We start from the raw sequence: 21,351 nt of genomic DNA, 5'->3' as shown, positions 1-21,351 counted from the left end.
CTACCTCTCGCCGGGTAGACACCGGTCGCCGGCCGGCCGTGACACCCGTCAGCTGGTCGTGGCCGGCTCCGGTGCCGTCAGGTCCTGGTGGGTGGTGAGGAGTTCGTCCACCAGGTCCTGCAGGGTCACCAGCCCGAGCAGGCCGGCGTCCGGCCCCTCCACGACGGCCAGGTGGCTGCGGGTCACCCGCATGGTGGTGAGGGCCTTGTAGATGGGCGTGCTCGCGGGCATGCGCGTCACCGGCGCCGTCATCAGGTCCCGTGCCGTGTGGTGCGGGCGGGACAGCACGTCGCGTACGTGGACCACTCCCACGACCTCGCCGGCCTGGCGTACGAGAAGCCGCAGGTGACCGGTCGCGCGGGCGGCGTCCCGGATCTCGGTGCCGGTGGTGTCCGGGCCGACGCCGGCGAGATCGGTGGCCGGGGTGACGACCTCGCTGATCGGCCGGGTGTTGACCGCCAGCGCCGCGGCCAGCTGGTGCCGGCGTTCCTCGTCGAGGGCACCGGCCGCGGCCGAGTGGTCGACGAGCTGGCGCAACTCCTCCGGGCCGTGACCGGTGGGAACCTCATCGACCGGCTCGACGCCGATCCGGCGCAGGCACCAGTTGGCGAGGCCGTTCAGAGTGAGCAGCGCCGGACGGGTCAGCCACATGAACGCCCGCATCGGCAGCGCCAGCATGATCGCCGACTTCTCCGGATGGGAGATCGCCCACGACTTCGGCGCCATCTCCCCGACCACCAGGTGGAGGAAGGTGACCACGACCAGCGCGAGCACGAACCCGGCGACGTCGGCGGCGACCCCGGGCGCGCCGACCGCCTCCAGCGCGGGAGTCAGCAGGTGGTGAACGGCGGGCTTGGTGACCGCCCCCAACGCCACCAGGCACAACGTGATGCCCAGTTGGGATCCGGCCAGCAGCAGCGACAGGTCGCGCGAGCTCCGCAACGCGGCGCGGGCCGCCACACTCGTGTGTGCCGCCTCTTCCAGCCGGTGCCGCCGGGCGGCGATCAGCGCGAACTCGATCGCCACGAAGAACGCGCTCGCGACGATGATGAGGACCGACAAGACCAATGCGAGAAGGGGATCCAGGTCGCTCATCGTACGATCTCCTCTCTGGCCTCGGTCTTGGGCCTGTCGTCCGGGCGCAAGGTGAGCTTGACGCTCCTGGGGACCCGCCGGTCGACGTCCACCACCTGGAGCACGAGCGTCCCGGGACCGGCACCGTCCAGGTCCGGCGCACCGGTCAGGTCGAGGGAGTACTCGTCGCCGGGTTCGGGCAGGCGGCCGAGGGCCTGGATCAACAACCCGCCGATCGACTCGTAGTGGCCGTCAGGCAGGTCGTGACCCACCAGGCGTTCCACCTCGTCCACGCCGTAGGTGCCCGGAACCAGCCAGGTCCGGTCGGCGATGACCTGGTGCTCGCCGGTGTCGTCCGGGTCGTGCTCGTCGGCGATCTCGCCGACGAGTTCCTCGGCGATGTCCTCCACCGTGAGTACGCCCGCCAGCCCGCCGTACTCGTCGACCACGCAGGCGAACTCCTCATCAGCCGCGCGCAGCGTGGTGAGCACCTGGGGCAGGCGCAGGAAGGTCGGCACCATGACGGGGGAGCGCACGAAGCCCCGCACCGGAAGCCGTCCGGCCTCGCTGTCGTGGCGGTCGCCGTCGACGGCCAGTAGATCGCGCAGATGGACGACGCCGACGATGTCGTCGACGTCCGCGTGGTACACCGGCAGTCTGGAGTGCCCGGTCGCCATCACCGCCAGTGCGCCGGCGACGGTCTCGTCCGCGGCGACGCTGACGACGCGGGGCCTCGGCACCATCGCGTGCCCGGCCGTCGCGTCGGTGAAGTCGAGACTGCGGTCCAGCAGTACGGACAGGTCCTCGGGCAGCTCCCCGGTGTCGCGGGACCGCTCGACGATCCGATGCAGGTCGCGGGCTGTCGCCGCGTGCTCCACGTCGTCCACCGGGGTGATGCGTACTGCCCTGAGCAGGACGATGGCGGCGCGGTCGAAGACGTGCACCACCGGGCCGAACACCCTGAGATACAGGGCCGTCGACCGGGCCAGCGCACGGGCCAGCTGCTCGGCCCGGGCGATCGCCCAGTTCTTGGCCAGGAGTTCGCCGAACACCATCTGTACGACGGTGACGAACAGCAGCGCGACCACGGCACCGGCGGCCGCGCCGACCCCGGCCGGAACCCGGAGCCCGCCCAGCACCTGCGACAGCCCCGATCCGATCATCGGCTCGGCGACATAGCCGGCCAGTAGGCCGGTGACGGTGATTCCCAACTGGGCGCCGGACAACATGAACGAGGTGCGCCCGGTGATGCCGAGCGCTCGGCGGGCGCCGTCGTCGCCATCGGCTGCCCGCGCCTTCAGGCGGTTGCGGTCGACCGCCATGTAGGCGAACTCCTGGGCCACGAAGTAGCCAGTCGCCGCGGTGACGACCAGCACCACCACGACTCCGGTAAGGATGCCCAGCGCGACGGTCACCATCGGGGCTCGGTCAGCGCGACACCCCGCGGGGCGCCGCGCGTACTACTTGGGTACGGGTCCATTGCTCTCTCACTCGACTGCGGGTACTGAACCAGACGATCGGCGACTCCGGAATTGTTCCCCGGCTGCCGTCAGTCCGTCGCGAGCGGCACCTGGATCCAGCCGCCGACGTCGACCCGCCCGGCGCGTTCGGCCGCCTCGCGGGCACCTCGGTTGTCGGCGTGGATCGTGCCGACCAGGACGCGGCCGTCGTCGGTGAGCGCCCGGGCCAGCAGGGTGGTGAGGTGCAGTCCGAGGCCTCGTCCGCGGAATCCCTTGGCCAGGACGAGTTCCTGCACGACGTACGCCGGCATGCCGAGGTGTCCTCGGTCGTCCTCACCGACACGTAGCCTGCCCAGTCCCCGCCGAACCTGACGTCGAACAGCGTTCCCGCGGCCAGCGATCTCGCCAGCGCCTCGTGGCCGGCGATCGCGGCCTGGCCCGGATGCAAGGGGTGGTTGACATTCACGTCGTCGTAGGCCTGCTCGGCATCCTGGGAGTGCTCCAGCGTGGACGCCGGGGTGAGAGGGCGCAGGACTCGGTGAGCAGTTCGAGGCGTACGGCGTCGTCGACCCAGCGCCGGGTCGTCGGGTGCTGGGCAGCCAGGAAGTAGCCCGCCAGCTCCCGCGCCGTCGGAAGCCGAGCGTCCGTCACGTCAGCTCGCGCAGCGCGGCCGCGGCGTCCGCCACGCAGTCGTCGAAGCCGGGCGGCTCGTCCGTGGAGACCCAGCGGGCGAACGCGACGTGGAAGACGGTCACCGCGCTGTGGGCGGCCAGGCCTGCGGTCGGCTCGGTCACGCCGCGCCCGCGCAGTGCACTGACCGTCGCCTCGGTCAGGGCCGCGAGCTTGAGGAGTTCGCGCTCGTGCAGGCTCGGGTTGGCAGCGACGATCCGGGCCCGGCGGACCGCGTGGTCGTGCCGGTCCGCCAGCAGGCCGCCCGCCGCGACCATCCCGGTCAGTGCCGCGTCCAGTGGGGTGAGGTCGGCCGGCGCGGCGGTGATCGCGTCGTACGCCGTGCGTTCCATGACGTCGGAGCCGGCGAACAGCACCTCGCGCTTGTCGGCGAAGTGCCGGAAGAAGGTGCGCTCGGTGACCCCCGCGCGCTCGGCGATGTCGCCGGCGGTGGTCTTGTCGAAGCCGCGCTCGGCGAAGAGCTCGATCGCGGCCCGCATCATCCGGCCCTGCGCGTCCGGCTCCCAGCGCCCCATGGCGAGGAGTGTAGTGATGACAGCGACTGACATGCGGTGCTACTGTCCAGGACAGTCGCTGACGTCAGTCACTGACATGCCCCGTGGACCGCTACGAAGGGAAGTCCGCAATGCGCGTTTTCGTCACCGGCGCCTCCGGCTGGATCGGCTCGGCGGTCACCGAAGAACTCCTCGCCCACGGCCACAAGGTGGTCGGCCTCGCTCGCTCCGACGAGGCGGCTGCCGCCGTCGAAGCGAGGGGTGCCACCGCCCACCGGGGCAGCCTCCACGACCTCGACAGCCTCGCCGCCGGTGTGGCCGGGGCCGACGGTGTCATCCACCTCGCCTTCAACCACGACTTCTCCGACTACGCGGGCGCCGGCCGCACCGAGCACGCCGCGGTCCGGCGGATGCTCGACACGATCGAGGGCGGCGACCGGCCGTTCCTGCTCGCCTCGGGACTGGCGTCGGGCGTCAGCAGCCGACCGGTGACCGAGGACGACGAGTCGCCGTTCCGGGGTGCGGACTCGATGCGGGGAGGCAGCGAGAACCTCGCCCTGGACCACGCCGGTCGCGGGGTCCGGGCGGTGGCACTGCGGTTCGCGGCGAGCGTGCACGGCATGGGTGATCACGGTTTCGTCGCACGGCTCACCGAGGTCGCGAAGGAGCACGGAGCCTCCGCATACGTCGGGGACGGCTCGACCCGCTGGCCCGCCGTACACCGGACCGACGCCGCCCGGCTGGTGAGGCTCGCGCTGGAGAAGGCGCCCGCGGGCTCGCGGGTGCACGCCGTCGCGGAGGAGGGCCTTCGTTCCCGCGACATCGCCGCCGCGATCGGCGACCACCTCGGCCTGCCCACGGTGTCGGTCGCGCCGGAGGACGCCGACGCGCACTTCGGCTGGATCGGCCGCTTCTTCGGCCTGGACATTGTCGCGTCGAACGCCCGTACCCGCGAACTCCTCGGCTGGGAGCCGACCGGACCGACGCTGTTCGAGGACATCGCCGCCGGGGCGTACGCGCCGGCGGAACTGCCGGAATAGGCCTCGCGACGCTCGGCCGCGAGGCGAGGGGCCGGACTACGGTCAGGGGGATGCTCGATCTCCTCGTCTCCGGCGGAACGGTGGTCGACGGCGACGGTGGCCCGCCCTGTCCGGCGGACGTCGCGATCGAGGGCGACCGGATCGTCGCGGTCGAGCCGCTTCCCGGCGCGGTGGCCCACCGGCGCATCGACGCCCGCGGCCACCTCGTCCTTCCCGGGCTGATCGACCCGCACAGTCACAGCGACTGGTCGCTCCTCGGCAACCCGGAGGCGCAGAGCACGATCCGGCAGGGCGTGACCACCGAGGTCGTCGGCAACTGCGGAGTGACGTACGCGCCGCTCGGGCCGGCCTCGGCGCGCCAGGCCGCGGCGACGCTGGCGGCGTTCGGGTACGACGGGCCGGTCGACTGGCGCGGGTTCGGCGAACTCCTGCAGCGCGTCGCGTCGATCGGAACGTCGCAGAACCTCGCGTGGTTCGTCGGTCACAGCGCGCTGCGCGAGGCTGCCGGAGTGGGTACCGGGACGCCCACCGGCGACCAGCTCACCGCGATGCGGGGGCTGCTGCGTGAGGCCCTGGACGCCGGTGCGCTCGGCATGTCGACCGGCCTGGAGTACGGCGCGGGGCGCTCGGCCGGCACCGACGAGCTGACCGACCTGGCCGGGGTGCTCCGCGCGCACGACGCGAGGTATGCCAGCCACATCCGCAACCGGGACGCCGCGCTCGGCGAGGCCGTCGAGGAGTTCTTCACGGTCGCCCGCGCCGCCGGCGGGCGCGCCCAGCTGTCGCACCTCAACGTACGCGAGGACACCGGAGCGCGGCCCGACGCGTGGCACTGTGCGGTCGAACGGCTCGCCGCCGAACGCGCCGCCGGTGGCGACGTGCTGGCCGACATGACGCCGTACGACGAGGGGATCGGCATGGCGACCGGGCTGCTGCCGCCGTGGCTGCTGGCCGACGGTCCGCTCGAGGCGGCTCGGCGGCTGGCCGATCCCGGCGTACGGAACCGGCTGCGCGGCGACTGCGACCGCTACTGGAGGTTCGTGCACCGGGGCGGCTGGGACCGGGTGAGGTTGCAGGCCGGTCCGGCGACGCCGGAGCTGGAGGGGCTGGCCTTTCCGGAGATCGCCGAGCGGCTCGGCGGCGACGAGTGGGACGCCTACTTCGACATCCTCGCGGCGGCCGGGCCCGACCTGGCGAGCGTGCAGTTGCTCGGGCGGCTCTTCACCGAGGAGCACGTCGCCGAGGCGGTGGCGCATCCGCTGTTCTGCCTGGGCGTCGACGCGTTCACCAGCCGGGTGGACGGTCCGCTGGCGGCCCGGTCGCGGCATCCGTTGTTCTTCGCGGGGCACGTGCACTATTTGGCGCACCACGTGCGCGACACCGGCACGTTGCCGCTGGAGACTGCCGTGCACAAGCTGACCGCCATGGTGGCGGACCATTTCGGGCTGGCCGACCGCGGCCGGCTTCGCCGGGGTGCCTTCGCCGACGTCGCCGTGGTCGACCTGGCTGGTCTGCGCGAGCGGTCCACGGTCGCTGCCCCACACGCGTACGCCCACGGCGTTCCGTATGTCGTCGTCAACGGCACCGTGGTCGTCGACGACCACGACCACACCGGCGCACGGGCCGGCCGCCACCTTCCCCGCGGCCGGTGAGCGGCGCCTGCCACGGATGGGATCAGTCGCGTACGTCCTCGGCGACGCCCTTCGACAGCGAGGCGCGCACGCAGCCCGCGACCAGCCTGGGCAGGTCACCGTCGCCGGCGAGCTTGCTCAGCTCGCCCGGCGAGGACGGCAGACCGATCGCCTCCGCTCCCTTCGCGGTGCGCTGGTCGACGTACGGCGCGAGGTCGGTCCACACGCCCTGGACCTCGCGGCAGAAGATCGACGCCCCTGTGGGACCGATACCAGGAACAAGCTGGAGCAGCCTGGCCACCTCGTCGGCGCCGCCGGCCTCGGCGTGCAGCCGGCGCAGGTCGCCCTTCCAGCGTTCGAGAACGAGGTCGGCGCCCATACCCAGCATCGTCGACGTGCGTTCGTCGTAACGGCGGTAGTGTCCGCGCCCGAGGGCGTCAACCCGGTCCTGCCAGCTCGCGTCCCGCATGGCCGCGGGTGTTCGGTAGCCGGCCCCGAACAGCTCCCGGGCCGCGGCGACGGCGATGTCCGCGCCGATGCGTGCCGACAGCAACGTCGAGAGGACGAGCAGTTGGTACAGCGGCGAGGGCGCGTCCCGCAGCCTGATGCCGGCCTCCTCGGCGTACGTCGTGCCGTGCCGGGCGATCAGGGCCTGAGCGATCTGCTGTCGGGTAGCCATGCGGATGCTCATACCCTCGTTCGCGACAGGGATACGCGCGCGACAACTACCAGCGACAGCGCACTGGGAGGAACCCGATGAGGATTCGTGAGATCCGCGTTGCCGGCCTGCGTGGCGCGACGCCACCCGGTGGCTGGAGCGCGGAACTGCAACCGGACGACGTCGTACACACCCTCGTGGCCGTGCACACCGACGACGGTCCGGTCGGTGTGGGCAGCGTGTTCACGAGCGAGGCACTGGTCAGGGGCGCGGTGGAGGTGCTCGAACCACTCCTGCTGGGCGAGAACGCGCTGGAGCCCGAACGCGTCACCGAGAGGCTCCACCAGAACACCTTCTGGCTGGGGCGGGGCGGCTCGCTCACGCACGCGATCAGCGGCATCGACATCGCGTTGTGGGACATCCTGGGACAGGTGACGGGGCAGCCGGTGGGCAGGCTGCTCGGCGGCCGCTACCGCGACCGTGTTCTGCCGTACGCGTCGCTGCTGATGGACGAGCCGGCGCCGCTGGCCGAGGAGCTGGGACGCCTTGCCGCACAGGGTTTCCGGGCGTACAAGATCGGCTGGGGGCCGTTCGGTCGGGGCGGTGCGACGACCGCGCAGGACGAACGCATCGTCGCCGCGGCCAGGGGAGCGATCGGCCCGGACGCCCTGCTCGCGGTCGACGCGGGCGGCAGCGATGCCCACTGGCAGGGCGACTACAAGTGGGCCTTGCGCACCTCGCACATGCTCGCGAACTACGACGTGGCGTGGTTCGAGGAGGCGCTGCGACCGGACGCGCTGGAGGACTTCGTCGCGCTGCGCCGCAACGCGCCGGTGCCGATCTCCGGTGGCGAGGTGCTCACCCGTCGCCAGGCGTTCACGCCGTTCCTGCGCGCCGGTGCCTTCGACATCGTCCAGCCCGACGTCACCAAGGTGGGCGGCCTGTCGGAGTCCCGCCGGATCGGCTGGTCCGCCCAGGAGCACGGATCCCGGCTCGTTCCACACGGCTGGAACACCGCGGTCGGGCTGGCCGCCGACCTGCAGTTGGTGTCCGCGCTGCCCGACACCGACCTGGTGGAGTACAAGACCGGATCGCCCTACATCGACGAGCTCGTCGACGGCGGATGGAGCCTGGACGCCGACGGCATGCTCGCCATCCCGTCGGTGCCGGGCCTCGGACTCACCCTCGACCCCGAGGCGGTGGCGCGCTTCACCGGCGGTGCGGACCTGCTCGGCTGACCGCGCCACCGCCGATGTCCGCGGACGCCGCGGGTGACGTCGGCCGGGACCGGACGTACGGACCGGGCTCGGTTGCCGTTACCGGCAACGCAGTTCGCGGTCGGCGGTCCGGCGGCGAGCATGGGAGGCGTCGACGAGAGGTGGTGTCGCGCCGGTGAAGATCACCGCGGTGAAGTGCGCTGTACTCGGAACCAATCCGGTCGTCCGCATCGTGACCGACGAGGGGATCGACGGGTACGGCGTCGTCGAGTCCAGGAAGAACTACCTCAAGCCGGTCGTCGGTTTCTACGAGCAGTACCTCCTCGGCCAGGACCCGACCGAGGTCGAGCGGGTCATGCTGCGGATCCGTCGCATGGGCGGTACCAAACCGTGGGGGAGCGCGGTGAGCGCGATCGAGATCGCGCTGTGGGACCTCGCCGGCAAGGCCGCGGGCCTGCCCGTGCACCGGCTGCTCGGCGGCCGGGTACGCGATCGGGTGCGCGTCTACAACGGCGGCGTGCGGTTCCCGCGCAAGGGACACCAGCCCGAGGACTTCGCCGACGTGATGCGGCAGATGAAGGACGCGCCACAGGGCTTCACCATCATCAAGCAGGGGATCGGGTTCCACGACCCGATGGCCGCGGAGGTGGAGGGCTTCCTCTACGGCGAGGTGCGCACGGGCCCGCCGCATCCCTCGCGCGGACCGATGACCGAGCGCGGCCTCAACCACGCGGTCGAGTGCGTGCACGCGATGAAGGAGGTACTGGGCGACGAGATCGGGCTCGCCCTGGACTGCGGGCCGGGCTGGACGGTACCGGACGCGATCAGGTTCGCCCAGCGACTGGAGTCCCTGAACCTGCTGTGGCTGGAGGATCTGCTCGCCGGTGACTACGTGCCGTACGCGGATGCCGGCGCCTACCGCGAGGTGACGCGGGCCACGTCGACGCCGATCCACACCGGCGAGCAGCTCTACCTGCGACAGTCGTTCCTCGAACTCGTCGGCAACCGCGCGGTGCGGGTGATCGGCCCGGACCCGTGCGACGTCGGCGGGCTGGCCGAGCTGAAGTGGGTCGCGGAGTACGCCGACATGCACGGCGTACTGATGGCACCGCACGGTGTCGGTGACGGCGTACTCGGCATGGCCGCCCTGGTGCAGGTGTCGGCGACGCTGCCGGACAACTACGTCGCGTTCGAATACCCGATCGCCTCGCACGACTGGTGGTACGACATCGTGGAGGGACTGCCCGACCCGATCGTGCGCGACGGTCACATCGAGGTGTGGGACCGGCCGGGTCTCGGGGTGACGCTGGTGCCGGAGGCGGCGAAGAAGTACCTCGCGGACGAGGACCGCGACTTCTTCGACTGAGCGACGTCAACGTACGCCTGACAGCACCGGCTACCAGCGCGGCAGGGTCGGGTCGTAGTCCGGCCGGACGCGGCGCATGTAGCCGGTGTCGTCACGCACCTGGCGTCCGGAGCGCAGGTAGTCGGCGTGGCGGCGTTCGAGGGCGTCCAGGTCGAGCTCGACACCCAGCCCCGGCCCGGTGGGGACCGCCAGCGCACCGTCGGCGAACCTCAGCACACCCGGCCGGACCACGTCGTACGCGCCGTTCCACGGGTAGTGCGTGTCGCAGGCGTAGGTGAGTTCCGGTGTGGCCGCGGCGGCGTGGGTCATCGCGGCCAGGCTGATGCCGAGGTGGGAGTTGGAGTGCATCGACAACCCGATGCCGAAGGTGTCGCACAACGTGCCGAGCGCGACCGTCCGGCGTAACCCGCCCCAGTAGTGGTGGTCGGAGAGAATCACCTGGACAGCGTCGAGCTGGACGGCCCTCGGCACCTGCTCGAAGGCGACCACGCACATGTTCGTCGCCAGCGGCAGGTCGGTGCCGGTGGCGACCTCGGCCATGTCGTCGACGCCGAGGACCGGATCCTCCAGGTACTCCAGGACGCCCTCGAGTTCGGCGGCGACGCGCTTCGCGGTCGGCACGGTCCAGGCCCCGTTGGGATCGAGCCGGACCGGATGATCCGGGAACGCCGACCGCAACGCCTTGGCGGTGGCGATCTCGACGTCGGGTGGGAGGACCCCGCCCTTGAGCTTGAGCGAGCCGAAACCGTACTCGTCGATCATCCGCCGCGCCTGTGCCACCATGCCGTCCGCGTCGAGCGCCTCGCCCCAGGGGTCGGGTGTGCCGTCGTACGCGCCGTCGAGATGGTCGGCCCACTTGTAGAACAGGTACGCGGAGTAGGGAACCGTCGTACGCACCGCCCCGCCGAGCAGGTCGTGGACGGGGCGGCCGGTGAGCTTGCCCTGGGCGTCCAGGCACGCGACCTCGATGGCGGAGTGGACCGCCGTGCGCTGCCGCCGAGTTGGTCGCGGCAAGGCGTCGTTGACAGCGGCGTCGATGACCGCCTGGAGTGCCGTCGTGGCGAAGACGTTGTGTCCAACGAGCCGCGGGGCCACCAGCCGGAGGAGTTCCAGGTGGCGGGCGTCGCCGGAGGACTCGCCGAGCCCGACGACGGCGTCGTCGTCGAGGACGAGACGCAGGACGGTGCGCAGCGCCAGCGGCTCGTGAACGCCGCTGGAGTTCAGCAGCGGCGGGTCCGGGAATGCGATCGGGGTGATGATCAGCTCGCGGATTCTCACCGTGTCGAGCCTACGGACGAAGAGTCGTGGGCCGAAGGAGAGCAGGCGTACGACGGCCAGATCGGCCAGATCGGCCAGCACGGGTCGGTCCGGTCAGGGTAGGTTCGGCCGGGTGAGCGAGCAGAGCATGTACGCACAGGCCGAGGAGGTTCTTCGGCGCCATGGCTACGGCACGTCGGGTCTGGCGTTCGTGGGAGCCGGCGCGCAGAGCGCTTGCTACGGCACCGACGAGGTCGCGGTGCTGCTCAGCCGATCCGCGGACGCGGACCGGGTCGCCGACCTGACCGGCCATGTCGTTCCCGGTAGCGATGCGAGTACGACGTGCAACAACTACGCCGTCCTTCGGTGGCTGGCCACCCGGGCCGCCGACGCGGGGGTGCGGACGCCGCGGTTCCTTGCCGTCGGAGAGGAGCCTCGTCCGTACGCGGTGGTCGAACGCGCCACCGGGATCCTGGCCGCCGACCATCCGCGGGTGGCGGAGCACGCGACCGCCTGGTTCGGTCAACTCGGTGAGGAGCTCGCGAGGACGCACCTCGTGCGGACGACGGGGTACGGCATGTTCGTTCCGGACGGGGCGGGCGGGTATCGCGGCCGGTTCGGGACCTGGGCCGAATACCTCGACAACTGGCTCGGCGTGCATCTGTGCGTGGGCCGGTCCCGTCCGGAGGACCAGAAGGTGCTGGATCTCTTCCTCGCGCAGGGCATCGTCACCGAAGGGGACCTTGCGCTGGTGGCGGCCAAGGTGCGGGAGGCGCAGGAGTGGCCGGTGGCGTCGGTCCTCACTCACTACGACAACCGGCTGGACAATCTCGTCGTGGGCGACGGGCCCGACGCCGGCGGCCGGATCACGGTCCTGGACTGGGGCCTGTCGCTGGCCGGGATCGGGATCGCGCAGGAGCTGATCAAGCTGTTCGAGACCGAGCCCACCTCGGTCGAGAGCCCTCGGGTGGCGGCGTTCCTGCGGGGATACGGGCTGTCGCACGCCGAGGCGGTGGAGGCCGTCGAGCGCGGGAAGCTGATGCTCGTCATGGACGGGCTGGGGATGTCGTACGGCTGGGCCGACGATCCGGACCGGCTGGACGGCATCCGGGCCTGGCTGCGTACGGTCAGCCGCCTCTGCCGCGAGTGGGTCTGAGCCCGAATCCACCGGTGAGCATGTAAGTGATGGGTCTGCCCCGGCCTCGGTTGACTCCTTGCCTGCGAGGCGTCAACCGAACCAGGCTGTGTACCAAGCCGTTACGCGGTAGCGTCGAGGCCGGCCCGTTGATCTGAACTCAGGGTCAGTTTGGTCGCCTCCAGGATCTCGTCGAGCTGGGCGACCGTGCTGACCCCGACGATGGGCGTGATCGGTGCTTCGCCGCCTGAGAGCCAGGCCAGAACGACCTGGTTGCGAGAGGCGTCGAGTTCGGCGGCAACGCGGTCCAGCCCGGCAAGCCGCCGGTCGTTGCCCTCGTGGTCGTATGCATCGCCGAGTCGGTCCGGGTGTGTGTAGCCGCCCTTGAGCAACGGGCTGTACGCCCAGACTTCTAGCTGTTGGGCGTCAACGTAGTCAAGTGTCTGGTCGGTGACGCACCCGAAGCGGGCAGGCTGCCACGACACCTGAGCACCGGGGCGAGGTTGTAGGTAGCTGTGCATGAGCTGGAGCGCGGTGAAGCCCTGCCAGCCACGGGCGGCCTGGCGGGCCTGCTCGACACGCCAGATCGGCCAGTTCGAGCAGCCGACCCGGCCGACGGTGTCGTTCTCGACGAGCGACCCGAATGCGGCCATCATGTCCTTCAAGGGCACTGACCGGTCCTCGACATGTGCCCAGTAGAGGTCGATGCGGTCGGTGCCCAACCGCTGCAGGCTGGCTTGTACGGACTCGTTGATGGCACGCGGTGAAAGGCCCTCCAGGTTGTCCGGAAACCCACCAGGGGCCAGCGGCTGAGCTCCGACCTTGGTGCTGATGTACAGCTGCTCTCGCAGGCCGGGGTGTCCAGCCAGCCAGCGACCCAGCACCGCCTCGCTCTGTCCGCCGAAGCCGCTCGGGTCTTCCCAGAACGAGTAGTTGTTGGACGTGTCGATCATGGTCCCGCCGGCGTCCACGAAATGGTCCAGGATCTGACGCGACGTAGCTTCGTCGGTCCGCGTACCGAAGTACATCGCGCCGAGTACCAGGTTGTGCATCCTTCACCTCGAACCTCGCTGGTTTCGTTTCGTGGTCAGCGTAGGAAACGAAACCAGCCTCGGCCCGGGCCAATCGCACGTGCCCAGAGCAGACCAATGAGCTGACTACCGGTCCAGGGCGTCGAGGTCGCGTTCGGCGTAGAGGCGGTGCTGCCATTCCTCGTTCAGGACGCACAACAGGACGTCGCGTACGGGAAAACTGATCGGCGGCGGCCACCCGGGACCCTCGACCGGCGTGGTGTCCCCGGCCAGCGACTCCTCGGTCAGGCCGTCGACGACCTCGCGTACGGTCGCCATCCGGTCCCGGCGCAGCGCGAGCACGGTGTCAAGCGGCGGTTGCACGTCCCGGTCCCAGGGCACTCCCGGAGCCTCCGGCATCTCGTCCCAGGGCAGGTCCAGCGGGTCCCAGGGCGACGGGTCACCAAGGATGGCGCGCCTGATCCAGGCGTCGGTGGCGAACACCAGGTGCCGCAGCGTCTGGGCGAACGACCACTCGCCGTCCACCGACTCGTGCAGCAGCGCGGGGTCCAGCCGGCGGGCACGGGCGACGGTCCCGTCCCACAGGCGTTCCAGCAGATCCCACGCCTCGCGGAAACCAGCCGGGTCGGTCGGGTGCATCTTGACCCGGTCGGGATGCCGCCGGTTCAGCTCGGCATCGATCAGGGGAGCGACGTCGACACCGTTGATCGTGACGTTCCTGACCTCGCCGTGGATGTCGACGTCGACGAACTCCACCCCGCGCATCGCCACGCCGCCCAGCCGGACACCGCGGAAGGCGGCACCGGTCAGATCGCTGTCGCGGAACTGCGCGCCGCGCAGGTCGACCCGCTCGAACCGGGACTCGCGCAGGTCCTTGTCCACGTACTCAGGCACGGCGAGACCGTACCGCTGCCCGCGGACGCCCCGCCAGTGGTCGGCGACCCTGTCGCCGACCGTACGACTCGCGACTACCGGGCGGCATCGGCGTAGTCGATCTCCACGACGCGGCCGCGGTCGAGCCGAACGGTCTGGTCGGCGTTCTCGACGGTGCTCCTTCGGTGGGCGATGATCAGCATGGTGCGGCCGGCGAGGTGACGCGTCATCGCCTCGTGGAGTGCGGCTTCGGTCAACGTGTCCAGGTGGGCGGTGGCCTCGTCCAGGATGACGATGTCCGGGCCGGCCAGGAAGAGCCTGGCGAGGCTGAGGCGTTGGCGTTCCCCGCCGGACAGCCGGAAGCCGCGGTCGCCGACCGTGGTGTCCAGCCCCTGGGGCAGGGTGTCGATCAGGGCGGCGAGCTGGGCATGACGAAGGGCCTCGGTGACCTGCTCGTCGGTCGCCTCCGGCCGGGCCACCGTGAGGTTGGCGCGCAGACTGGCATGCAGAACGAACACGTCCTGGGTCACCATGCCGACAGCACGCTGCCGCGCGGCGGGGGAGAGCTCGGCCAGGTCGACGCCGTTGACCATGATCCGGCCGCGGGTCGGCTGGTGCACCCCGACGGCGAGCAACGCCGTGGTGGACTTCCCCGCACCGCTGGCTCCGACCAGTGCCGTCGTACCTCCGGGCACGAGGGAGAACGCCAGGTCGGCCACCGCCCAGTCCTGCTCACGGGCGGCAGCCGACTCCGCGGCGAGGTCGGGCAGGGTCGCCGTCCCCGGCGCCGGATGACCGAACCACACCTGCTCGAACGTCATCCGTGTCGCCGGTGCGTCCAATGTCCGGATTCCTGCCTGGCTTGGGGCCGCAGGTCCAGCACCGCGAACATTCGTTCCAGTTCGATGATTCCGTCGCTCAGGCTCAGCCCCTGGATGCCGAACTGCACGAGCGGGTCGTAGACCAGCTTCACCAGGGCGGCCATCGCGACGACTTCGCCGACCGACGCTCCCTGCAGCGCACCGGCGGCGTAGGCGCCGGCCACTCCGAGCACGGCCAGGGCGGAGGTGAAGAACTGCGCGCCGTAGAAGCTGGCATTGCGAGCGACCATGGCCGCTCGGATCCTGGCGGCCAGGGCGGCGTAGGCCGCCGACTCGGCGGGATGGGAGTGGAGCAGGTGCCGGCTCACGGCGCCCTCCACGTTGAGGCGTTCGGTGAGGAAGTGTTCGGCCTCGCTGGCGGCCACGGTTCCTTCGTTGCCTGCCGCGAACAGGCGCCGGTTGAACACCCGGAACGGGAGCAGGAACATCGGCACGATCGCCAGCACGACCACGGTCGCGGGCAGACTGAGTCTGGCCAGTGCGCCCACGGCCACGACCAACAGCACTCCCTGGCCGACGAGCGTGCCGAAGATCGACTGGATCAGGTTCTGGGCCGCCCTGGGACTGCGCGTCAACCGGGAGATCACTGCACCGGCCCTGGACTGGGTGTGGAACGCGTACGGCTGGGTGATGATCCGCTCGAACAGCTTCGTCCTAAGCGCCTCGACGATCCTGCCTCCGAGTTCGGCGCCGGCCGCGTTGGCGACCGCACCGGCCCCGGCGGCGACCAGGCCGAGCGCGAGGGCGACGCCGATCCACTTCATCGCGACCGCGACGGCTCCGGTGGACAGCCCGTCGTCGACGACGCGCTGGAAGGTCAACGGGACCACCACGGCCAGCAGCGCCGACGTCAGCAACAACGTGAGGTAGAACGCGAGCCTGGACCGCTGTCCGGCGAGAAAGGGACGCAGCCGGAGGAGTACGGACAACCGCGCGAGCACTCAGCTCCCCTTCACGGCTTGGGTGTCGTCGGCGACGACGGCGCCGCGACGTAGCGCGACGACCGCCTCGGCCGCCGCCTGCTGGTGGCCGCCTGGCACGGTGGCCAGCTGGTCGAGAAGCTCGGCCACCTGGCGGATCTCGCGTACGACATCGCCGACCAGTACGCCACTGCCGCCGACCGCGACGTCCAGCGGCAGGCCGGACGCCCATCGATGCAGCGGCACACCGAGCGCGGGTTCGGGATGCGGCGTCGGGGTCAGCCCCTCGGCGATCTCGTCGGCCTGGACCTCCCGGGTGATGGCCCGGACGGTCTCCCACCGCCGGGTCAGCTCCGCCGTGGCGAGGCCGGTCGAGGCCGGCCCGCCGAGGCGGGTGCGGGTGGTGAACCAGGACGCGGCGGAGGCGAGCGAGGCGGGGTCCAGGTCGTCCAGGAGGCCCGCCACCAGACACTCGCCGAGCAGCAGCCCGGACGGGTAGAACAGCCGGCGGATCGCCTGGCCGGACGGTGTCAAGGTCCGATTGACAAGGTGCCGGCGACGGACGAGCAGGGCGAGCACCCGGTCGAACTCGGTGCGGACACCGGTCCTCGCCTCCGCGAGCGAGGCCTGCAGGTCCTCGACGGTGGCGGTCAGTTGGTCACGTCGTACGAGCAGGCGCCGCCGGGTCATCGCCTGCTTCGGTTTGGGGCGCGGACCGTGGGACGTGGCGGGCCGGAGTTCCTCGAGGGGCAGGTCGAGCAGCGCCAGTGCGTCGACCGCCCGTTTCGCGTGCCCGCGCCGCGTCGGCTCCCAGTCCGGCAGGTCGAGGTGGTCGAGCACCGCGGGGCCGCCGCGCAGTGTCGACGGCGTGAGCTGGAGGCGCCGGCCGCTGCTGTGGATGGCTTCCACGCAGACGGTTCCCCGTTTGGTGCCGACGGCCAGGACGACCGCCGGTCCGTACTCCGGACGCCCGGTGTCGACGACGACATCACCGGGCCGGAGCCCGGCCAGCTCCTGGCCCGGATCCGTGCGTTCGGCCGGATCGTGGGGATCGGCATCCTGGCCGGGTTCGCTGTGCCCACCAGGCTCGGGTGACTCGGCGAACTCCGCGACGTCGACGAGGTCCTCGTCGACCTCGGCAAGCTCGGCTTGACGTTCGGCGAGATCGCCGCGCAGGATCGCCGCCTGGTCCAGCGCGCAGCGGTGCCGCAGCGACGACTCCACCGTGGCGTACGCCTCGTCCAACGTCCCCGTACGAACGAGGTTCAGCGCCATCGCCGGCGTCACCCGGAACGCCGACCGGATCGCCGCGAGGTGACCACCGGCGAGCGCACCCACCCGCTGGAAGGGCACGTACGGCGACCACGGCACCACCACGTGGCCCACCTCGTCGATGCCGCGTCGGCCGGCCCGGCCCGCGAGCTGGGCGAACTCGCCCGCGTCGAGCACCTCCCCGCCTGCGCGCACGACCCGGTCGATCACCACGGTGCGGGCGGGAAGGTTCACCCCCAGCGCGAGCGTCTCCGTCGCAAAGGCGACCTTGACAAGCCCCTCGCCGAACGCCGCTTCCACGACGTCGCGCTGCACCGGTGCCAGGCCGCCGTGGTGGGCTGCGATACCGGCCTCCAGCGCGTTCTGCCAGCCGGCGGCGTCGATCGCACGGAGTTCCCCACCCGACAGGGGAGCCAGCGCCTGGCTGACGAGCGATCGGATGCGTACTCGTTCGGCTTCGGTGGTGAGCTGGAGGTCACCGGCAAGGCCGTCGGCGACCGCCTCGTCGCAACCGGCCCTTGACAGCACGAACCAGATCGCCGGAAGAAGGTTGTTCGCCCGCAGGTGGGCGATCAGGTCGTGCCGGGTGGGCGGTACGGGCCGGTCCCGGTCGCGGGCCCGCAGCCCCTCACCGCGGGTGTCGCGCCGCGCACCGTCGAGGAGTTCGGCCGTGGTGTTGAGCTGTCCATCGACGAACACCGGCAGCAACATCGGCGCGGTCCGGCGCAGGTTGCCGACGGCGTAGAGGTGGTTGAGCTTCACCGGCCGCTGGTCCGCGACGACGAGTTCGGTGGGCCCGTGGACCCGGGTGAGCCAGTCGTGCACCAGACCGACGTCCGGGATCGTCGCGGACAGGCACACCAGCGCCACGTCGGCCGGGGTGTTGATCACCACCTCCTCCCAGACCGCGCCGCGGTCGGTGTCCTGGAGATAGTGGAACTCGTCGAGTACGACGACTCCGAGCCGGTCCAGCGCCGCCGCCCCTGACGCGGGCCGACCGTTGGTGGACCCGTTCGCAGCCCCGTTCGCAGCGCCGTTCGCTCCGGGTGCGTGCCGGGTGCCGCGTACCTCGTACAACATCGCTCGCAGCACCTCGGTGGTGACCACGAGCACGGGCGCACCGGCGTTGACCGTCCGGTCCCCGGTGATCAGCCCGACGCGTCCGGGTCCGAGGCGGGCGGACAGGTCGCGGTACTTCTGGTTGCTGAGGGCCTTCAGCGGGGTGGTGTAGACGGCGGTCGTGCCGGCGTCGAGGCTGCGGGCCACCGCGTAGTCGGCGACGAACGTCTTGCCCGCGCCGGTCGGTGCCATGACGAGCACGGACCGGCCGGCGTCGAGGCCGTCCATGGCCTGGAGCTGGAACGGGTCGGGCCGTACGCCGAGATCATCGAGGAACGCGCGGCGAACGCGAGGGGTGCCGGCGAGCGAGGGATGGTGCGAGGGAGTCGAGGTCGACTGGTCGGACAAGGTGGGCTCCGCGGGAGTCGTGGGCCACCGTCTCGTCCGTGCGGTCAGCGAGCCGGGCGGGGCGGTGGCGCGGGCATGATCGGCAGGCTCAACGCCAACACCCCCTTCCTCTGCCACTTCGTCACTGGCGACCGGCCGTGGACGCCCGCGGTCGTTCCCGCCGGGCTCCGGCCTACGTCGAGGTTGCGGCCAGCCTGCCCACGGCGGTCCTGACCCGTCAAGCGGATTGTTCGCCGGAGCCGAGCGTCTCGAGGTACTCGTACAGCGTGCTCGTCGCCCGCATCGCCTTCCGGCTGGCGCGTTCGACCGAACGCCGGCGCTGCTCGAGCGCCGCCCGGGCCTGCTCGGGCCGGCTCGCGGCGAGGTCGTCGAGCACCGATCGGATGGCGACGAACCGGTATCCGGCGGCACGCAGCAACGTGATGATCTGGACGCGTTGCAGCTGTTCACGCGGGTAGCAGCGGGCCTCGGTGCGTGGCTCACGCGTGGGCTGCAGAAGGCCCTGCTGTTCCCAGAACCGCAGCGCGGACGGGCGTACGCCGGCAAGTCGGGCGGCGGCGCCGATCCGGACCAACCGGCGGGCCGTCGACATCGGCCCGGTGTCCTCGGCGTACCCGATCTGTTCGAGAGCCCGCATCGCGTCGGCGATCTGGCCGCGCTGGCGGTGGAGGTCGGCGTGACACGCGTCGACCGCGGCGAGCGCGGTGGCGGTGTCGCCCGCGTGGACGGCGCTCAGGACGCGCTGGGCGGGCAGCCAGCCGTAGCCGCCGATCAGGCACCGGGCCACTCGCAGCGCCTCGACATGCGCGCCCGTGTAGCGGCGATAGCCGGTGCTGCTGCGCTGCGCGGCGGGGATGAAGCCGACGTTCTCGTAGGTGCGGACCTGCGACGGGCTCAGCCCGACGGTCCGGCCGAGGTCGACCGGACGCAGCGGTCTGCCCGCCTCCAGCTTGTTGCTCAAGTACGGAAGCAAGGTTTGTCCGGCGTTCTGCGCGACGTCGGCCGATGCCACTTCGTCAAAGCTTGCAGCTTGCTTCACCCTCCTACGTTAGGGCCCATGACGCTTTCGGAGACAGGTCGAAGTTCGGATCCGGTCGTCACCGCGGACGGCCTGGGCATGACCTATCGGGCACCCGTACGCCACTCCGGCCCCGGTGCGGCGTTCCGCTCGTTGCTGCGCAAGGAGCACCGTGACATCGAGGCGGTCGCCGACGTGTCGTTCGCTGTCGGCGCCGGTGAGATCGTCGGTTTCATCGGCCCGAACGGTGCGGGCAAGACGACCACGATGAAGATCCTTTCCGGCATCCTGCACCCCACCGCGGGGCAGGCGCGGGTTCTGGGCTTCGTACCGCGGCGACGTCAGCACGAGTACCTCACCCAGATCGCCCTGGTGCGAGGAAGCCAGCCGACCGCCGGGCCGGCCGAACTGACGGTGCTGGACAATCTGCACTACCGGCGGGTGCTGTACGACGTGCCGTTGTCGCGGTTCCACGCGAACGTCGAAGAGCTCACCCACACGCTCGACCTGGCGACGATCCTGGGCCGGCAGGTCCGCGCGCTGAGTCTGGGTGAACGCATGCGCGCCGCGTTGGCGATCGCCCTGCTGCACCGGCCGAGGGTGTTGTTCCTGGACGAGCCGACCATCGGGCTCGACGCGTCGGCATCGGCGGCGTTCCGCCGGCACATCGCCCGCTACGCCGCCGACACCGGCGCCACGGTGCTGCTCACGAGTCACTACATGGCCGAGGTGGAAGCGTTGTGCCCGCGGGTGATCCTGATCGACCACGGCCGGCTCCGCTACGACGGCAGCCTGCCTGCCCTGGCGACGAACCTCTCGCCGTACAAGCTGCTTCGGGTCACCACGGCCGACAGCGTGCGGGCGGTGGACTGGGATGCGTACGGACAACTCGACGCCACCGACTCCCAGCAGGTGACTCTTCGCGTGCCCAGGCGGGACGTGCCCGCGGTGACCGGTCGGCTTCTCGCGGAGGTTCCGGTCGCCGACCTCACCGTCGCCGACCCGCCGCTGGAGGCGATGATGGACCAGTTCTACCGGGCTGGTGTGGCGTGAGCGGATCGAACCGGCCGCCGCGGTCGGCGCGACTGCCGCGACTGCCGCGACTGCTGCGGCTTGTGTGGCTGTCGGTCTGGCGGAGTTCGCTCAGCCAGTGGAGCTGGCGGTCGTTCATGGTCACGTTGGTGGTCGGCGAGGCCGTCACGCCGCTGCTCGGCCTGTTCGTGTGGTCGGCCGCGCTGCCCGGCGACCCCACGGTTTCCACGTACTACGTCGTGCTGCTCGCGGTCCAGCTGATGACCGTCTCCTACGAGCACCACACGTTGTCCAACGGCATCTACGACGGAAACCTGGCAGCCGCCCTGGTGCAACCGCAACCGCTGGTTGTCGACATCTTCGGCGCCAACGTCGGGTTGCGGATCTGGCACCTGATCTTCGGACTGCCTCTGATCGTGGTCGCCGCGGTCTTCACCGGCGTTCGGGTGGAACCGGCCGCGGTTGCCCTGGCGATACCCGCATTGCTGCTGGCCGCCCTGCTGCGCTTCGCGTTCACCTACGCGCTCGCCCTGTCGGCGCTGTGGACGCAACGTGCGCACGGCGTCGTCGGCCTCGGCGAGACGTTGATCTTCCTGCTCGGCGGAACCGCCGCACCGCTGAGCCTGCTGCCCGATCCGTACCGCTCGTTGGGGAGTGTTCTGCCGTTCTGGTCGATGCTCGGCATGCCGGCCGAGATCGCCGCGGGCAACCTGCACGGGTCCGCGCTTGCCCAGGCGTACGGCGTCCAGATCGGTTGGCTGGTGCTCGTCACCGCGGTCGTGACGGCAGTGTGGCGGCTCGGGTTGCGGCGCTTCACGGCGGTCGGGGGATAGGG

At 71.1% G+C, this 21,351-nt stretch carries 20 protein-coding genes; 7 read left to right on the top strand and 13 right to left on the bottom strand.

Annotated elements, in window-relative coordinates:
* Positions 1-48 precede the first annotated feature (48 nt).
* The 5 genes from F4554_RS24290 to F4554_RS24270 form a co-directional block, all read right to left on the bottom strand.
* Positions 49-1,095, bottom strand: coding sequence for a hemolysin family protein (locus F4554_RS24290; protein ID WP_179789709.1), 1,047 nt, complete (start codon positions 1,093-1,095; stop codon positions 49-51).
* Positions 1,092-2,492: a hemolysin family protein gene (locus F4554_RS24285; protein ID WP_202889444.1), complete on the bottom strand. Its 1,401-nt coding sequence runs from the start codon at positions 2,490-2,492 to the stop codon at positions 1,092-1,094. The genes F4554_RS24290 and F4554_RS24285 overlap by 4 nt, the downstream gene beginning before the upstream one ends.
* A gap of 131 nt (positions 2,493-2,623) precedes the next feature.
* Positions 2,624-2,845 carry a hypothetical protein gene (locus tag F4554_RS24280; protein ID WP_179789708.1) on the bottom strand — a complete coding sequence of 74 codons (222 nt, stop codon included), beginning with the start codon at positions 2,843-2,845 and terminating at the stop codon, positions 2,624-2,626.
* Positions 2,846-2,996: 151 nt separating this feature from the next.
* Positions 2,997-3,185 (bottom strand): hypothetical protein, encoded by a 189-nt coding sequence (locus F4554_RS24275; protein WP_179789707.1) that lies wholly within the window; start codon positions 3,183-3,185, stop codon positions 2,997-2,999.
* The gene (locus F4554_RS24270; RefSeq protein WP_179789706.1) at positions 3,182-3,739 is read right to left on the bottom strand and encodes a TetR/AcrR family transcriptional regulator; all 558 of its coding nucleotides are present in this window, start codon (positions 3,737-3,739) and stop codon (positions 3,182-3,184) included. The genes F4554_RS24275 and F4554_RS24270 overlap by 4 nt, the downstream gene beginning before the upstream one ends.
* 110 nt (positions 3,740-3,849) lie before the next feature.
* Here F4554_RS24270 and F4554_RS24265 point away from each other — a divergent pair, with 110 nt between their 5' ends.
* Both F4554_RS24265 and F4554_RS24260 read left to right on the top strand, forming a co-directional pair.
* The gene (locus F4554_RS24265; RefSeq protein WP_179789705.1) at positions 3,850-4,758 is read left to right on the top strand and encodes an SDR family oxidoreductase; all 909 of its coding nucleotides are present in this window, start codon (positions 3,850-3,852) and stop codon (positions 4,756-4,758) included.
* A gap of 50 nt (positions 4,759-4,808) precedes the next feature.
* Entirely contained in the window at positions 4,809-6,410 is a 1,602-nt protein-coding gene (locus F4554_RS24260; RefSeq protein WP_179789704.1) for an N-acyl-D-amino-acid deacylase family protein, read from the top strand.
* A gap of 22 nt (positions 6,411-6,432) precedes the next feature.
* Here F4554_RS24260 and F4554_RS24255 read toward each other — a convergent pair whose 3' ends face one another.
* Positions 6,433-7,068 (bottom strand): HhH-GDP family DNA glycosylase, encoded by a 636-nt coding sequence (locus tag F4554_RS24255; protein WP_179789703.1) that lies wholly within the window; start codon positions 7,066-7,068, stop codon positions 6,433-6,435.
* Positions 7,069-7,145: 77 nt separating this feature from the next.
* Here F4554_RS24255 and F4554_RS24250 point away from each other — a divergent pair, with 77 nt between their 5' ends.
* Both F4554_RS24250 and F4554_RS32580 read left to right on the top strand, forming a co-directional pair.
* Entirely contained in the window at positions 7,146-8,285 is a 1,140-nt protein-coding gene (locus F4554_RS24250; protein ID WP_179789702.1) for a mandelate racemase/muconate lactonizing enzyme family protein, read from the top strand.
* Between the two features lie 154 nt (positions 8,286-8,439).
* Positions 8,440-9,630: an enolase C-terminal domain-like protein gene (locus F4554_RS32580; RefSeq protein WP_179789701.1), complete on the top strand. Its 1,191-nt coding sequence runs from the start codon at positions 8,440-8,442 to the stop codon at positions 9,628-9,630.
* 30 nt (positions 9,631-9,660) lie between these two features.
* Here the strand turns inward: F4554_RS32580 and F4554_RS24240 are convergent, their stop codons facing one another.
* Positions 9,661-10,989 carry an enolase C-terminal domain-like protein gene (locus tag F4554_RS24240; protein ID WP_337796183.1) on the bottom strand — a complete coding sequence of 443 codons (1,329 nt, stop codon included), beginning with the start codon at positions 10,987-10,989 and terminating at the stop codon, positions 9,661-9,663.
* A gap of 31 nt (positions 10,990-11,020) precedes the next feature.
* Between F4554_RS24240 and F4554_RS24235 the strand changes: the two genes are divergently transcribed.
* Complete coding sequence (locus tag F4554_RS24235) at positions 11,021-12,043, top strand: phosphotransferase (RefSeq protein ID WP_179789700.1); 1,023 nt, start codon at positions 11,021-11,023, stop codon at positions 12,041-12,043.
* A 101-nt stretch (positions 12,044-12,144) separates the two neighbouring features.
* Here F4554_RS24235 and F4554_RS24230 read toward each other — a convergent pair whose 3' ends face one another.
* The 6 genes from F4554_RS24230 to F4554_RS24205 all read right to left on the bottom strand — a co-directional run bounded on the left by F4554_RS24230 (position 12,145) and on the right by F4554_RS24205 (position 19,427).
* A complete protein-coding gene (locus F4554_RS24230) occupies positions 12,145-13,074 on the bottom strand; it encodes an aldo/keto reductase (RefSeq protein WP_179789699.1) in 930 nt (309 codons plus the stop codon).
* Between the two features lie 105 nt (positions 13,075-13,179).
* Entirely contained in the window at positions 13,180-13,947 is a 768-nt protein-coding gene (locus tag F4554_RS24225; protein ID WP_179789698.1) for a DinB family protein, read from the bottom strand.
* 74 nt (positions 13,948-14,021) lie between these two features.
* Complete coding sequence (locus F4554_RS24220; protein WP_179789697.1) at positions 14,022-14,747, bottom strand: ATP-binding cassette domain-containing protein; 726 nt, start codon at positions 14,745-14,747, stop codon at positions 14,022-14,024.
* A complete protein-coding gene (locus tag F4554_RS24215) occupies positions 14,744-15,748 on the bottom strand; it encodes an ABC transporter ATP-binding protein (RefSeq protein WP_179789696.1) in 1,005 nt (334 codons plus the stop codon). The genes F4554_RS24220 and F4554_RS24215 overlap by 4 nt, the downstream gene beginning before the upstream one ends.
* A complete protein-coding gene (locus F4554_RS24210; protein ID WP_179789695.1) occupies positions 15,749-18,466 on the bottom strand; it encodes a DEAD/DEAH box helicase in 2,718 nt (905 codons plus the stop codon).
* A gap of 217 nt (positions 18,467-18,683) precedes the next feature.
* Positions 18,684-19,427, bottom strand: coding sequence for a MerR family transcriptional regulator (locus F4554_RS24205; protein WP_179789694.1), 744 nt, complete (start codon positions 19,425-19,427; stop codon positions 18,684-18,686).
* Between the two features lie 96 nt (positions 19,428-19,523).
* Here F4554_RS24205 and F4554_RS24200 point away from each other — a divergent pair, with 96 nt between their 5' ends.
* Both F4554_RS24200 and F4554_RS24195 read left to right on the top strand, forming a co-directional pair.
* On the top strand, positions 19,524-20,537 hold the full coding sequence (locus tag F4554_RS24200) for an ABC transporter ATP-binding protein (RefSeq protein ID WP_179789693.1): 1,014 nt from the start codon (positions 19,524-19,526) through the stop codon (positions 20,535-20,537).
* Entirely contained in the window at positions 20,534-21,349 is an 816-nt protein-coding gene (locus F4554_RS24195; protein WP_337796182.1) for an ABC-2 family transporter protein, read from the top strand. The genes F4554_RS24200 and F4554_RS24195 overlap by 4 nt, the downstream gene beginning before the upstream one ends.
* The last annotated feature ends 2 nt before the right edge of the window (positions 21,350-21,351 follow it).

Source organism: Actinopolymorpha rutila, from assembly GCF_013407855.1.
GTDB classification, from domain to species: domain Bacteria; phylum Actinomycetota; class Actinomycetes; order Propionibacteriales; family Actinopolymorphaceae; genus Actinopolymorpha; species Actinopolymorpha rutila.
Note: the sequence above shows the minus strand (reverse complement) of the source record. Positions and strands in the feature narration are given on the sequence as shown.